Source organism: Clostridium tertium, from assembly GCF_902652255.1.
GTDB lineage: Bacteria > Bacillota > Clostridia > Clostridiales > Clostridiaceae > Clostridium > Clostridium tertium_A.
This window is the reverse complement of record NZ_CACRTO010000018.1, coordinates 154,337-169,422: the sequence shown is the minus strand read 5'-3', so window position 1 is coordinate 169,422 and position 15,086 is coordinate 154,337. Positions and strand designations below refer to the sequence as shown.

Here is a 15,086-nt window from a genome sequence, read left to right as displayed (position 1 = left end):
ACCTTTATTTAACCTGCAAAAATCAATTTTATTGCAGGCTTGTTTGTCATGCAATAAAATATTCAAACTTATATAATTTTCAAAGAGCGAGCAATTCTATGAAAAATCAAGCTATTTTTTCATATCAACTTAACAGATTCCAGTAATTTATTTTAACTATATTTTACCACATCTCTATTTTGTCCGTTAGAGTTATTATGTAGTTTATACTACCTATAAAATTATAAAGATTTAATAAATAATAAACAGGAGCACTGCTCCTGTTTTACATTAAACCTATATATTCTTTATTTATTCTTCACATCATCTATATAGCTTTGAAGCTCCTCAACACACTTAAAAGTTGCTTCTTTACCAAATCAATATCATACTCAACCTCTCTAGCTTCCACTAATTTATTATCCTAGAATAACACTCAGTATTCCACTTTAAAATATATTCAAGCTTATCAGTATCCCATCTATCAAATATACCATCATACTCAAACATATTTGTATCAAAGATAAAATTAACTCCATTATAGTCATTACGAAGTTCCATTTTTCTTTTAACATATCAAGCTGCGGATAGCGCGATTTCTTCATTTGGCGCTTTATATACCTTTTTTAAATCAGCAACAAATATGTTCCTATCCTTATAAGGAACATATCTCATTGAACTTCTAATTTGATGTATTATACAACTTTGAATACTTACATTAGGAAATACTGTTTTTATCGAATCTAGAAGACCTCTTAAACCGTCCATACATGCAATGCATATATCCTTAACTCCTCTATTATTTAAATCATTACATACACTTATCCAGAACTTTACGCTTTCTGATTCACCAATCCAAATTCCAAGTATATCTTTATACCCATCCATATCAACTTCTAAGCATATATACGCTGCTTTAGCCACTATTCTATGGTCATCTCTAACTTTGAAATGAATAGCATCCATATATACAATAGGATAAACCTCGTCTAACATTTTTCTTTGAGTAACCATTTCTATAATTTTTTTTCTTCATCTTCATAGGATTCTGATTTTCTTTCATATTTTCCATGTCCTATTGTTTCCTCCATTTCAGCTTCTAAAAGTTGTTGCATAACATCTTTAAATAATCTTTGTAATAATCCATTTTTACCTGTAACATCTTCAAGAGTTTTACATTTTTTTAATTTCAGCTTCATTATCAATGTTTGGTACTTTTATTTCTTTCATTTGGAATCCTCCTTTTAATTATAAGAATATTATTCCAAATCTACTGCTTAAAAATACATAAAAGGATGTAGTAGATTTGCTTTTACATAAATCTTTCTACATCCTCCAATAATAATAATAATAATAATAATAATAATAATAATATATAGATTAATAAACCCTCTTCCGAAATTGGATAATAAATAAGGAACCACAATTTAACCTTGCAGTTCCTATAATTCATTACTTTTTTATTAGTTTTACTACACCTTCTAAATGCGGAGTGTTTGGGAACATATCCTTAACGCAGCTTTCCACTACCTCATAGCCTGAATCTAATAATACTTTTAAATTATCTACTAAGGTCTTTGGATTACATGATACATAAATTATTTCCTTAGCATTAAATTTAATAACGTATTCTAAAGCTTTTGGATGTACTCCACTTCTTGGTGGATCTAGAATTATTACATCTGGTTTATCTTTAACTGTTTTGATTATTTCTGCTACATCTCCAGCTAGGAATTCACAGTTATTTAAATTGTTAAGTTTAGCATTTTCCTTTGCTGCTTCAACAGCCTCTTCTATAAGTTCAATTCCAACTACTTTTTTAGCATTAGCAGCTGTTATTTGCCCTATAGTTCCTGTTCCACAGTAAAGGTCAAAAACAACCTTATCCTTTGATTCTCCTATATAATCTCTAACTATACTATAAAGGCTTTCTGCTCCCTTAGTATTAGTTTGGAAGAATGAGAAAGGAGATATTTTGAACTTAAGGCCTAACAGTTCTTCAATTATATAATCTTTACCATATAATAAATTAACCTTTTCAGGAACTACTGCATCTGAAAAAGAGTTATTTTCAGTATGTAATATAGATACTAAACTGCCTTTATAATTTTGTTCCTTTAGTACTTCAACATAATCTGATAAGTCAAAATCAATTTGAGTTGTAGTTACTAAGTTAACCATTAACTCTCCAGTATTAATAGCTTTTCTTATTACTAAGTGTCTTAAATAACCTTCTCTTTTCATTACTCTGTAATAAGGTAGGTCTTTATCTTTAAAGTAATCCACAGTAGCCTTAACTATAGTTCTGAAATCTTCATCTACTATTAGACATCCATCTACCGTTACTATACCAAAAGATTTCCCCTTCATATGCATCCCTAATGTAAGTTCTCCACCTTTTTCAAAATCTCCAAAGGTAAACTCCATTTTATTTCTATATTCCCATTGTTCCTTACTTCCAATTATTCCTTTATAATTATCAATAGGAAGGTTTGCATCTATAAATAGGTTCTTAAATTCCTCACTTAATAAATCTAATTGCTTTTCATAAGTTAAATTCTGAGAAGTACAACCTCCACATATACCAAAGTGCTTACAAGGAGCTTCTATTTCATAACTTGCTTTTTCATCTACAGACATTAATTTTAGCTCAGCATAAGCTTCTCTTTTTTTCTTTACTCTCCCAGTAACTACTTGCCCTGGAAAAGCACCTTTTACATATATCTTCTTATTTTCTAAGCTACCTACTCCCATTGATGGGAATTCTGTTTTATCTATTTTAACTTGTACAGTACTTCCTTTTCTCATCTTTACTCCTAAAAAATTATTATATATATGTTTCAATAAGCACTTTACGCTTTCAGATTTTATAGATTTTCAAGTAAAAAGCACATTGATATCTAAATCTTATGAATTGAAAGCATATATATTTTTTAATTAATATATAAGTTTGTTAAAGGCTCCATTACTTAATTACTAACACTGGAAACCTAATTTAATTAAATGTAGAATATTTATAAAACTTATTTAATTGTTTTCTTACCTATAGTCTTCTTAAGTTTAGTTGAAGAACAAATTGGTCCATAAACTATATTCACTAATACATATACCATTAAGAATATTGGTTGTCTTTGAGCAATATAAAATCCGAAAACTCTTAAAACAAGATCGAATATTATTAATAATAAAAGTGATGCTGCTATTACAATAATTTGGTCTATTGCTGAAGCTAATATTCTCTTTAAGAACTTCATAGACTTGCTATCTTCTTTTTCATCATCTACTTCTAATAATGAAGAGTCCCCCTTTAATATTTCTTCACTTGAAGATATAACTTCTTCCTTTTCTAGTATTTCCTTTACTTCTTCTGTTACTGGTTCGTCCCTTAATACTTCTTCATTATTATTATTTTCCAAAACCCGCATCCTCCTAATTAATTAAATTTCTACTACTTAAATTGATAAACTTTTGAATCTATTTTATATAATAAAAAATCATCCTTTATTGTTATTGACTCAACTAATCCATCTAAATTATTTTCTATAGTTTCATCTTTTTTATTATTTTTAACTATATCTATAATAGCATTGTTTAATGCCGTATAATCTCTTTCTGTATTATTTGTCATAGCTTCAGAAAAAGCTGACATAGATGTTTCTTTAAAATCAAACTTTTCTTCATTCTTAATTTGGTCTACATCTAATTTAAAACCAATCTTTAAATTTAAACTTCCCTTAGCCATATTAGAACCATAAAGATTATATCCATAATACATACTTTCCATTCTATTCGGCTCTGGATTTAAATTATCAAAATAAACATACTTTTCATTAACGCTTTCATTATTCTCTTCTTTAATTTTTTCTTCCTTAGTGTACTCTATACCATAAAAGTTAGCTGCTTCTTCTATCCTTGCTGTAATCTCATCATTTAATACATCAACTTCATCTTTTGAATAGTCTTTAGCCCATTCCCCTTCTCCAATAAATGCTTTTTCTTCTTGCCCAGAGGACTTTTCTACCTTTGTGTCTTCCTTTTTTTCATTAGAGGAAGGACTGCATGATGCTAATAAAAAAACCATTGACGTACTCATTATTGCTAAAAATATTTTTTTTATCATAAAATCCTCCTTTGATTTTAAAATTCATTATTATTCTTTCCTAAAGTCACCTTATTATAACATTAACACCTTTACTTTTAAAGTCTTTGACACCTCTTTGACACTTAACTGCCATATTTAATATCACTTTCTCATAATGTATAAATTTAAAATACCCAATTTGAAATGAATAAAAAATCACCTCTATAATAAAGATTTTTTAATTTCCTAATGAATAAAAAAAAAGCTCTTAAAAGAGCTATACACACAAATTATTTTCAGTAATTGATATAAAATTACTACTTTAAATATTTATTGCATTATTTCGAATTATATTTTAGGGTCATCTTCAGATAGCCCTAAAATATAATTTCTTCTCTGTAATTTAAAACAAATTACTTCATCAACTGTTAATTATTAATTGCTAACTGTAAACTACTTTACTACTTGAGAAACTATTATAGCAATACCTATTAAAGCCCCTGCTAAAAATACAGCAACAGCCATATTGCCTTTTTCAAGTTCCTTGTTAAAATCAGCAGGTATTATAGCATCGAAAATCTTATATCCAATTACTAATATAAAAATTCCAAATGCACCAAATAACAAGCTTAGCCCTAAGTTTAAAAGGGTATTTAAAAACATTTCCAAAACCCATTCCCCCTATATGTTATACTTTATTTAATTTTACCATAAATGGTATGTTTATAATATAAAAGATTTGTAACTTTATTATATTCCTACTTGATCTTTTATTTTTTCAAAGGTTTTACTTCCTATTCCATCTATATTTTTTAACTCTTCTATACTTTTAAATCCACCATTTTTTTCTCTATAATCAATTATGCTTTGTGCCTTAACATCCCCTACACCAGTTATTTTTTTCAGTTCTTCTAATGAAGCTATATTAATATTTATTATACTACTATTGTTTGTAGTGCCAGATACTGAGCTAGGAGTTTTTACTACTGATTCATCATTTTTATTAGGAATAATTATAAGCTGATTCCCTCTAAGCTTTTCAGCTCTATTTATTCCATCTATATTTGCTTCAGAAGTTAGCCCTCCAGCTAAATTAATCAAATCTCTTATTATACTTCCATCCTGAATTTCATATACATCTGGATTCTTTACCTCACCTTTTATTTCAACTGTAATTGAAGTATTCTTCGCATTTTCCCTGTCCACATTTGAGCTAGAGACATTAACAGTATTTTCTAAGGCCTCCTCATTACTTTCAGATTCAACATAGATATCCTTCATATATTCATCTTTAAATACCATAGATTTATTTCTCATATATAGAAATAGCGAAGAAGATAAAAATACCATCCCTAAGACAATTATAGATAAAATTCTTATATTTAACCTCTTCTTAATTTCCTCTTTTATTTTCTCAAACATTAAATCCTCCAAAATACTACTTTTTTATAATTATTAACTATTTTTTAAATTTTTAATTATTTTTTAATTAAATATTTTTAAATTATAGAATCATTTTGATATTTCTGTTAAAATATCTTTGTCTATAAAATGTTTGATGTGGGAGAAATTTGTATGAAAAAGTTTATTAAGAAGTTGCTTCTATCCACTTTATTATTTAGTAGTGTACTTTCTACTATGACTGCAATAGAAGCTAAAGCAACAGAATTACCTCCAGTTTATTCTGAAGGTGCAATATTAATGGATGGAAAGACAGGCAAAGTGTTATACTCGAAAAATGAGCATACTCAGTTTGAGCCTGCATCTACAACTAAGGTAATGACAGCTTTAATAGTCCTTGAACATACTAATTTAAATGATAAGGTAACAATAGGAGAAAACCCACCACTTGTAGATGGATCTGCTATTGGTATAAGAGAGGGAGAAATTTATACAGTAGAAGAGCTTATGCTTGGTTTATTACTTGAATCAGGAAATGACTGTGCAGAAGCATTAGCTGAATATGTTGCAGGATCAAATGCTGACTTTGCAAAATTAATGAATGAAAAAGCAAAAGAATTAGGTGCTTTAGATACTACTTTTAAAAATCCAAGTGGATTACATGAAGATGGTCACTTAACCACAGCTTATGACTTGGCCCTTATTATGAAAGAAGCTGCTCACAATGAAGAATTTGTAAGGATAGCTAGAACAGAGTCATATAAATATGTAAATCAACCTTTTTCTGATGGTAGCGAAAAATGGGCAACTAATAGAAATCAATTATTTAATGAATATAGTTCTTACTACTATAATAAAGCTTATTGTGGTAAAAATGGATATACTCCAGAAGCTAATCACTCTTACACTGCTGCTGCATTAAAAGATGATAATATGCTAATAGGTGCATTTTTAAATGCAACAGATAAAGATAATTTTTATGCTAATATAGGACCATTATTTAATTATGGCTTTGATAACTTTGAAACTTTAAAGCTAATAAGTGCTGGAGATATACTATATACTTATAAAATTAATGATGAAATATCTATCCCACTTACTGCTAAAAGTGATTTTTATTATACAAAGTCTATAAATGAAGAAACGCCTACTGTAACTTTAGATTATGATAAAACTGATATAAGTAGACAAGATATTAAAGCTGGCGATGTAATATATAAAGCTAAAATTAATGTAAATGGTGAGACTGTTTCTACTATGGATCTTTTAAGTAGTGTTGATAGAGAATATAGCACTTTAGTTAGAATCAAGGATAGTTTCCAAGATTTCATTAAAAGCCCTCTGAATATAATGCTTGCTATATTAGTAATAGCAATGATTTGCATAGTTTTCAGAATGTTTATTATATCTCGTAGAAGAAAAAATCTTAGAAGAAAAAAAGAAAGATTATTTAGAAGTTAATAATATAAATACCTGTTGTATAATGTTCAATTTTTAGTAATTTTAACAAATTACTTCCTCAATTATCAATTGTTCATTTTAATTAAGGGCTGTCATAAGACAGCCCTTAATTATTTCTTATTATGTCAATTAAACTTTTTATATCTTCTGGTAAGTCAGCTCTCAAACTTAATTCTTTCTTAGTTCTAGGTGACTTAAAATCTAGTCCATATGCATGAAGCGCTTGCCTATTAATAATCGATGCATCTTCTTCTAGTCCATATAATGTATCACCCCATATTGGATGTCCTTGCGAGCTTAAATGAACCCTAATTTGATGAGTCCTCCCAGTTTCTAATAGACATTCTACTAAATCAGAATCCTTGTATCTTTCAATTACCTTGTAATGAGTAATACTTCTTTGCCCTCTATCATCTATTACTCTTCTTATAGTACCCTCTTCTTCAGGTCTATATATAGGTAAATCTATCGTACCTTCCTTGTCTTTCATGTGTCCATGAACTACTGCTAAATATCTCTTTTCAACATTATTATCACTCATATCCTTAGATAGCTCCATATGGGCATACTGATTCTTCCCAATTATTATAAGGCCTGAAGTGTCCATATCTAATCTACTTACAAGCCTAACTATGCATTTTTGATTACTTTCCTTAAAATAGTACATAAGTGCATTAGCCAAAGTTCCGCTCTGGTGCCTTTTTGTTGGATGAACCACCATATTAGGACTTTTATTAACAACTATTATATCTTCATCTTCATATACTATATCAATTGGTATATTTTCAGGATCTATATTTTGACTTTCTTCCTTCATTAGATCAATCAAAACATTTTCTTCTCCCTTTAATACATAATTCATTTTAACTGCTTTATTATTAACGTAAATTCTTTTATCTATAGATGCACTTCTTATTAATCTAGAAGATAAACCAAGTTCTTCTTTTAAATATTCTCTTATCTTTCTACCTTCATATTCCTTTGGAACTACCTTTTTTATATGACTCATCTTTGCCTCCTTTTTTGACAATTAACAATTAGCAATTAATAATTTCAGATGTAATTTGTTCCAAATTACTTTGTTTTTAATTTTTCATTGTGCCATAGCACATTATAATCCCTTTATTAAAAAAGGTGAAATATAGTTAATTAATCTTAATATATTAAAATCAACTAACCTTCAATATTTCACCTTAACCTTTAATTGAATAAATTGTAATCTTCACCTAATAGTATTACTATGTCATAATCCTTATATTCAGATTTACTTATCTTATCAAATTTTTCTATGTCTATGTCTTTCTTTAATAAGTCCTTTAAATCTTTATTGTTAGTTTGAATAACACTCTTCTTTACTGCTTCAGTAGTGTTTCCAACTTCAACATTTTCATATCCAACTGCTAATAGCTTATCTCTTGCTGTAGAGGCTAATCCGTCTATTTTAGTTCCATTTAAAACTATAACTTTAAGATCCTCTCTCTTAATTGATGTTATATTATTAGCACTTGATGGATCCTCCGCATTTAGTGAATTTATTAAATCTCTATTATACTCTCTATCAGCTACTAAAAATGATTCACCATATATATATTGAGGTTCTCCTTGAAGAGTAGTCATAATAATATCGCTAGTTTTTAATCTTATTATCTTCATTCCAAGTGAAACTAAATCTTTAGCTGGAATATTTGTTTCTACATTATCACTAATGGCCTTCAATATCTTTGGAGCCTTAAATATTATAGACGGACTCAGCACCTTATCTGCTAATTTATTCATAAATAGTTGCTGATTCTTAATTCTATCTAAGTCTCCATTAGCTAATCCAGTTCCATCATTATTTTTTCTCCATCTAAAGAACTCTTCAGCCTTTTTCCCATCTAGAAGAACTGTTTCTCCTGCTTTAAAGTTAATATGAAGATCTTGAGCATCATCATCATAATACATATCTTGCTCAATAGTCATCTCTACTCCGCCAATAGCATCAACTATGCTTCTAAAGGCGTTATAATCAACTTCAACTATATAATTTATATCAATATCTAAAAGTGATTCAACCTGTGTTATAACTTCTTCTTCACCACCTAAAACATAGGCAGCATTTATCTTCCAATACCTTTGGTATTCACCTGTATCTAAATAAGCATCTACTTCAATTAGAGTATCTCTAGGTATAGATACTAGATGTACTTTTTTAGTATTAGGATTATAGTTTAAAACCATTATTGTATCACTTCTTCTAATTGACTTATTACCTTGATTATCTGTGTCTCCTATATCCATTCCTAAAACTAATATATTAATCGGATCATTTTTAGAGGCTGGTGGTATTCCAGTTCCTAAATTATTAGTTTTAAGTCCAGATATAAAGCTATAGGCATATAATAGGCCTCCAAGAATTAAGGCAATAATAACGGTAATAATTGAAACTACTATTCTTTTTCTTCTTCTTTTCTTTCTTCTAGCTTCTATTACTCTTCTTCTTTTTATCTGTTCTTCCCTAGTAAGTCTTCTTCTCCCCATGTTGTCATTCTCTTCTCTCCTACTACCCATCCTCTTATTCCTTTCTAACTTTATTCCTTTAACAATAAATAATTTCTTGCTTTTATACTATTTATATCAATAGGAATTCCCTTATTTAATAAGTATTTAATAGTATGAGTTAAGCCTTGAAGAACCCCATTATCTAAGTCTTTAAAGGCTTCTCGTCTTAGTAAGTCCACACCAGGAAAGTTTCTATTTGGTTCAATCATATCTGCTATATAAAGTATTTTATCTAGCTTACTCATATTTTCTTTTCCTGTTGTATGCCATCTCATTGCACTTAATATCTCTTCATCTTCAACTGCAAATACTTCTTTGGCTACAATTGGAGATACAATACTGTGCCATAATTCTTGATTTGCTTCTTCATCATAAGTTAAATTTATATTATTTTTCTTTATTATATCTTGTAATTCATATATAGTCATATTTTTGGCTATATCATGAGAAAGCGCTGCAATTTCAGCCTTATTTTCATCTACCCCATATGCTCTTGCAAGTCTTATAGCCGTATCTGCAACCCCAAGAGTATGAATATACCTATTTTCAATTAAGTTATTTTTAAGGTAGATCTTCATTTCTTCAGTACTAAGCATAATCTTCTCCTTAAATATTACTTTTTAATTACCTTATTACAATAATTATATAAATTATTTGCAATAATATAATCTAAAACTTCCTTAGGAACAAAAAAATCTATTTTCTTTCCTTCTTTAATCCTATCTCTAATAATAGATGAGGAAATTTCTAAATCTATTATATCTAAAAAAGTGATATTTGTGTTGAATTTTTGCTGTATTTTTTCTTTTTGAATTCTTAAATTTTTCTTACTGTACCCCGCTCTATTGAACACTACAAAGTTACAAAGCTTAAATATCTTATCAGGATACTTCCATTTTTCAATATCCATAAGACAATCAGCTCCTGTAATAAAGTACAATTCATTATCATTATTTTTGAAATGTTCTAATGTTTCAAAAGTATAGCTTAAGCCTCTTTTTTCAATTTCATAGTCACTTATTTCAAAATCCTCATAATTTTTTATAGCTTCATATACCATATCATACCTTAAGGAAGCCTCTAAAATATCCTTATCCTTTTTATGAGGGGGGCTTCCTGCTGGTATAAATATTATCTTATCTAATTCTAATTGGTGCTTAGCTTCATAAGCTATATAAAGATGAGCTAAGTGAATAGGATTAAAAGTTCCTCCTATTATTCCAATTTTCATATATCTACCTTGGTAATTCTATCTTAGGTTTTTTTGAGGATTTTTTATATAAAACTATTTTACTTCCTATAGCTTGAATTCCTTCACAACCTATTTGTTCACATATAGAGTTAGAAGCTTCTCTAGCCATTAATCCGCTATTTTCTAACACCTTAATCTTTATTAATTCTCTTGCTTCTAAAGCTTCTTCTAATTGTTTTAAAAAAGTTTCTTCTACACCATTCTTACCTATTTGAAATATCGGGTCCATAGTATTTGCTAACCCTCTTAAATAAGCTCTTTGCTTTCCTGTTATCATATTACTCCTCCTAAATCTTATAAAACATATTCAAATTCAAAGTCATTAAGTCTTACCATATCTCCATCTTCTATGCCCATTTCTCTAAGCTTGTCGAATACACCCTTGTTTCTTAAAACTTTATGGAAGTATCTTAAAGAATCTGCATCATGAATATTTACAGAGTTAAGTAATCTATCAACGAAGGAACCATAAACTACATATACTTTATTTCCTTCTTCTCCATCCTCAATAGAAACATCGTAAGTGAATCTCTTTTCTTCTGGAATATATCTTTCTTCATCGCTAATTTCTAAGTCTTTAATTGGAATTTCAGTAAGCATTCTTCCTGCTTCTTTAATAATGGCTTCTACTCCTGATTTAGTAGCTGCAGACATCTTAAATACCTTATCAAAGCCTAATTCATTTACTTTCTTCTTAAAGTCTTCAAATATCTCTTCATCATAAAGCATATCTGCTTTATTAGCTACAACTATTTGAGGTCTATCCCAAAGCTTAACTGAATATTTCTTAAGTTCTTCATTTATCTTTACAAAGTCCTCAAATGGATCTCTTCCTTCAATTCCTGAAATATCTACGACATGAACTAATAATCTAGTTCTTTCAATATGTCTTAAGAAGTCTAATCCTAATCCTACACCTTCTGCAGCACCTTCGATAATACCTGGTATATCTGCCATAACAAAAGCATTCATTCCCTCAGCTTTTACAACGCCTAAATTAGGCTTTAAAGTTGTAAAGTGATAGTTAGCAATCTTTGGCTTTGCAGCAGTTACTGTAGATAAGAAAGTAGACTTTCCTACATTAGGGAATCCTACAAGACCTACATCAGCAAGTAATTTAAGTTCTAATGTAATCCACATTTCTTCTCCTGGCATACCTGGTTCTGCAAAATGAGGTGCTTGCCTAGTTGGTGTACAGAACTTACAGTTTCCTTTTCCACCTTTTCCGCCCTTTGCAAGAACAAAAACATCATCTTTATGAGAAAGATCTGCAATAATTTTATTGCTCTCAAAATCTCTAATTATCGTTCCTAGTGGAACTCTAATATGTAAATCATCTCCGTCTTTTCCATAACACTTAGAGCCTTCGCCTTTCCCGCCTGCTTCAGCTACAAATTTCTTCTTATATTTAAAGTCTAAAAGTGTTGTTAGACCTAGGTCTACTTCAAAAACTACACTTCCACCTTTTCCACCGTCTCCACCATCTGGTCCGCCTAGAGGCACATATTTTTCTCTTCTAAAGGAAACACAACCATTTCCACCATCTCCAGATTTAACAAATATTTTCGCCTTATCTATAAACATAAAATCACCTATCTTTCATAATTATTCTAACCTTATTCTTATTATTTCAATCTTTCTAAGGTTTATTATATCAAATTTTCAAATGAGCAATTGACAATGTATAATGGGCAAGGGTTATGCATTGTCAATTGCCCATTTACATATAAATAAATTATATTGTTTTCATAAAATAAAGCACCCTAAATTAGGGTGCTTTATGAAAATAATATTATTCTGCTATTTCTTCAAGATTTACTGGGTAAATGCTAACTTTTTTCTTATCTCTACCCATTCTTTCAAATCTAACAACTCCGTCTTCTTTAGCAAAAAGAGTGTCATCTCCACCCTTACCAACATTAGTTCCAGGATGAATCTTAGTTCCTCTTTGTCTAACTAAAATGTTACCAGCTAAAACGAACTCTCCGTCAGCAGCTTTAACTCCTAATCTCTTAGATTCTGAATCTCTACCGTTCTTTGAGCTACCTACCCCCTTTTTGTGGGCAAATAATTGAAGGTTCATCATTAACATACTATTGCACCTCCTCTTTCAACAATCTTATATATTCACTATCTTTTTTACTTCCAAAACTTACTTCTAGAGATTTAATCAAGCTTTCTATACTTTTTTCAAAGGTTAATAGTAATACCTGACACTTCTCTATATCTTGATCTTTAAGATTTGATAAATTGATATGTAAGAAACCATCATTTATCTTATACTTTACATTAAGCTTCAACACCTCTTCAATACCTATCACAGCACCTTGAGATAATACAGAAACGGAATTGCAAATTAAATCATAAGCATCTCCACTTTTCTCTAATTCAACTTTTGATAAAGCATGACCTTCTATCTTAAATCCAAGTCTTAAATTTTCTTTTTTTAAAATTCTAATCTCAATCATAATAATTAAGCTTCGATTTTTTCGATTACTAACTTAGTGTATGGTTGTCTGTGACCAGTCTTCTTTCTGTAGTCCTTCTTTGGCTTATACTTGAAAACTGTGATCTTCTTAGCTTTACCTTGAGATAAAACCTTAGCTACAACCTTAGCACCTTCTACAACTGGTGTACCAACTTTTAAAGCATCACCATTTGAAACTGCTAATACTTCTGTTAATTCAACTGTTGAGTCAACTTCAGCGTTAAGTTTTTCAACGAATATTACGTCTCCTTCTTGAACTCTGTATTGTTTTCCTCCTGTAGATAATACTGCGTACATCAAAACACCTCCTCTTATTACGGTCTCGCCAACCGAGGTACAAAACTCTAAGCTTTGTTTAAAATAAAACCTCTTATGTGCGGTTTAACATCTGCTATTGTACCATACTATTATGTAGATTGTAAAGAAATTTATTCATATTTTTCATAAGCATTTATCTTATAATTTTTAACATTTTCTTTTTGACTATTAAATATTAATGGCTCTATTTTATAGCCCTCAATTCCATCTACAAAATTTAAATATATTTCATTTTTTAACGAATTAATATTGGCAATAAATGAGAAAATATCTCCTCTAACCATCTCTTCATAATTCTTATCTAGCTCAATATAGAAAGATTTAATAGAGTTTTCTTCTTCAGCCTTAATTATTTCATTTTTTATAAGTTTTTCTATATATGATAACTTTAAAACAAAACCTTCCATATTACATCTCTTACAGCCTTCTTCTAAGTATTCATATATAGATTTACCCCTTCTTTTTCTAGCAATTTGGACTAAGTCTAATTCAGTAAATGGAAATACCTTAACATTACCTTTATCTTCTTTTAGTGAATCTTTTAAAGCTTCCATAACTACAGCCTTTTGTGAAAAATCTCTCATATCTATAAAATCTATGACTATTATTCCACCTAAATTTCTTAGTCTAATTTGCCTACCTATTTCTTTTGCTGCTTCAACATTAGTTTCTAATATAGTTTTATCAAAACTTCTACCTTTAATATTCTTTGATGAATTAACATCAATTACATACATAGCTTCCGTCTTATCTATTACAATATTTCCACCACAATTTAAAGCTACCTTTTTATGTCTTAGCTTTATTATTTCCTTTTCAATACCGTAAATATCAAATAAACTTCTGATTCCATTGTACTCTTCTATTATTATGTCCTTGCTTTCACCTAAGGCTCTCTTAACTTCTTTGATATCTTCTTCATTATTAATAATAATTTTGCACTTATTTCCTAAATTCTCGCTAATAACCCTATTTAAAATCATATTATCTCCATAGATTTTACCTAGGTTTAAGCTATACTTTAGTTTTTCTTCCATTTCATAAATTATCTTTAATAATCTTTGCTTTTCATCTAGAAGTAACTCCTCAGTTGCATTTACTGCTTCAGTTCTAATAGTTATTCCATATCCTTCAACAGGGCTTATAATATCTGATATTTTTGATTTTTCTTCCTCATTACTAATTCTTTTAGAGTAATTAATTCCGTATCCACCCTTAGTTACCACCATGAATCTTCCTGGAACGCTAATATTTTTGCTAACCTTAGCACCCTTATTATTTATTGGCTCTTTAATTATTTCAACTAAAAACTCTTGTCCCTTTTTAACGCCTTCTTCTTTTAGCTCCTTGCTAAAATACATATAAGCTTCTTTATCTAATCCAATATCTATAAAGATAGAGTTTATAGCTGGTACTATATTTTTAACTCTACCTTTATAAATTTCTCCTATTTTAGGTTCATTAGAGTTTTCTTCAACAAAAGATTCCATAAGAGTGCCATTATCTTTTATAGCAATTCTTAGTAACGCTTCATCTCTTTCAATGAAAATTTCCCTCATAAAATA

Annotated in this window: 19 protein-coding genes; 1 reads left to right on the top strand and 18 read right to left on the bottom strand. The window is 29.2% G+C overall.

Going from position 1 to position 15,086, the window contains the following annotated elements; all coding sequences use genetic code 11:
- Positions 1 to 390 precede the first annotated feature (390 nt).
- The 8 genes from GPX08_RS08140 to GPX08_RS08105 form a co-directional block, all read right to left on the bottom strand.
- Positions 391 to 540, bottom strand: a complete 150-nt coding sequence (locus GPX08_RS08140) for a hypothetical protein (protein ID WP_156626311.1) — start codon at positions 538 to 540, stop codon at positions 391 to 393.
- A 15-nt stretch (positions 541 to 555) separates the two neighbouring features.
- Positions 556 to 993 (bottom strand): hypothetical protein, encoded by a 438-nt coding sequence (locus tag GPX08_RS08135; protein WP_156626310.1) that lies wholly within the window; start codon positions 991 to 993, stop codon positions 556 to 558.
- Between the two features lie 2 nt (positions 994 to 995).
- The gene (locus tag GPX08_RS08130; RefSeq protein WP_156626309.1) at positions 996 to 1,178 is read right to left on the bottom strand and encodes a hypothetical protein; all 183 of its coding nucleotides are present in this window, start codon (positions 1,176 to 1,178) and stop codon (positions 996 to 998) included.
- Positions 1,179 to 1,431: 253 nt separating this feature from the next.
- Positions 1,432 to 2,787, bottom strand: coding sequence for a 23S rRNA (uracil(1939)-C(5))-methyltransferase RlmD (gene rlmD / locus GPX08_RS08125; RefSeq protein ID WP_156626308.1), 1,356 nt, complete (start codon positions 2,785 to 2,787; stop codon positions 1,432 to 1,434).
- A gap of 215 nt (positions 2,788 to 3,002) precedes the next feature.
- On the bottom strand, positions 3,003 to 3,404 hold the full coding sequence (locus GPX08_RS08120; RefSeq protein ID WP_156626307.1) for a hypothetical protein: 402 nt from the start codon (positions 3,402 to 3,404) through the stop codon (positions 3,003 to 3,005).
- Between the two features lie 23 nt (positions 3,405 to 3,427).
- Complete coding sequence (locus tag GPX08_RS08115) at positions 3,428 to 4,099, bottom strand: hypothetical protein (protein WP_156626306.1); 672 nt, start codon at positions 4,097 to 4,099, stop codon at positions 3,428 to 3,430.
- 414 nt (positions 4,100 to 4,513) lie between these two features.
- Entirely contained in the window at positions 4,514 to 4,729 is a 216-nt protein-coding gene (locus GPX08_RS08110) for a DUF350 domain-containing protein (RefSeq protein WP_156626305.1), read from the bottom strand.
- An 81-nt stretch (positions 4,730 to 4,810) separates the two neighbouring features.
- Positions 4,811 to 5,482, bottom strand: coding sequence for a competence protein ComEA (locus GPX08_RS08105; RefSeq protein WP_156626304.1), 672 nt, complete (start codon positions 5,480 to 5,482; stop codon positions 4,811 to 4,813).
- A gap of 153 nt (positions 5,483 to 5,635) precedes the next feature.
- Between GPX08_RS08105 and GPX08_RS08100 the strand changes: the two genes are divergently transcribed.
- The gene (locus GPX08_RS08100; protein ID WP_156626303.1) at positions 5,636 to 6,922 is read left to right on the top strand and encodes a D-alanyl-D-alanine carboxypeptidase; all 1,287 of its coding nucleotides are present in this window, start codon (positions 5,636 to 5,638) and stop codon (positions 6,920 to 6,922) included.
- A gap of 106 nt (positions 6,923 to 7,028) precedes the next feature.
- On the opposite strand, the gene GPX08_RS08095 is transcribed toward GPX08_RS08100, so the two are convergent.
- The 10 genes from GPX08_RS08095 to GPX08_RS08050 form a co-directional block, all read right to left on the bottom strand.
- Complete coding sequence (locus tag GPX08_RS08095; protein ID WP_156626302.1) at positions 7,029 to 7,931, bottom strand: RluA family pseudouridine synthase; 903 nt, start codon at positions 7,929 to 7,931, stop codon at positions 7,029 to 7,031.
- A 191-nt stretch (positions 7,932 to 8,122) separates the two neighbouring features.
- Complete coding sequence (locus GPX08_RS08090) at positions 8,123 to 9,472, bottom strand: LytR family transcriptional regulator (protein WP_156626301.1); 1,350 nt, start codon at positions 9,470 to 9,472, stop codon at positions 8,123 to 8,125.
- Positions 9,473 to 9,492: 20 nt separating this feature from the next.
- Entirely contained in the window at positions 9,493 to 10,059 is a 567-nt protein-coding gene (locus GPX08_RS08085) for an HD domain-containing protein (protein WP_156626300.1), read from the bottom strand.
- A 17-nt stretch (positions 10,060 to 10,076) separates the two neighbouring features.
- Positions 10,077 to 10,694, bottom strand: coding sequence for a nicotinate-nucleotide adenylyltransferase (locus GPX08_RS08080; RefSeq protein WP_156626299.1), 618 nt, complete (start codon positions 10,692 to 10,694; stop codon positions 10,077 to 10,079).
- A 4-nt stretch (positions 10,695 to 10,698) separates the two neighbouring features.
- Positions 10,699 to 10,992 carry a ribosome assembly RNA-binding protein YhbY gene (gene yhbY, locus GPX08_RS08075; protein WP_156626298.1) on the bottom strand — a complete coding sequence of 98 codons (294 nt, stop codon included), beginning with the start codon at positions 10,990 to 10,992 and terminating at the stop codon, positions 10,699 to 10,701.
- Between the two features lie 17 nt (positions 10,993 to 11,009).
- On the bottom strand, positions 11,010 to 12,299 hold the full coding sequence (obgE, locus tag GPX08_RS08070; protein ID WP_156626297.1) for a GTPase ObgE: 1,290 nt from the start codon (positions 12,297 to 12,299) through the stop codon (positions 11,010 to 11,012).
- A 208-nt stretch (positions 12,300 to 12,507) separates the two neighbouring features.
- On the bottom strand, positions 12,508 to 12,807 hold the full coding sequence (gene rpmA / locus GPX08_RS08065; protein WP_156626296.1) for a 50S ribosomal protein L27: 300 nt from the start codon (positions 12,805 to 12,807) through the stop codon (positions 12,508 to 12,510).
- A 1-nt stretch (position 12,808) separates the two neighbouring features.
- Complete coding sequence (locus GPX08_RS08060; protein WP_156626295.1) at positions 12,809 to 13,183, bottom strand: ribosomal-processing cysteine protease Prp; 375 nt, start codon at positions 13,181 to 13,183, stop codon at positions 12,809 to 12,811.
- Between the two features lie 5 nt (positions 13,184 to 13,188).
- Positions 13,189 to 13,500: a 50S ribosomal protein L21 gene (gene rplU, locus GPX08_RS08055; protein ID WP_136005970.1), complete on the bottom strand. Its 312-nt coding sequence runs from the start codon at positions 13,498 to 13,500 to the stop codon at positions 13,189 to 13,191.
- A 131-nt stretch (positions 13,501 to 13,631) separates the two neighbouring features.
- On the bottom strand, positions 13,632 to 15,080 hold the full coding sequence (locus GPX08_RS08050) for a ribonuclease (protein WP_156626294.1): 1,449 nt from the start codon (positions 15,078 to 15,080) through the stop codon (positions 13,632 to 13,634).
- Positions 15,081 to 15,086: the final 6 nt, after the last annotated feature.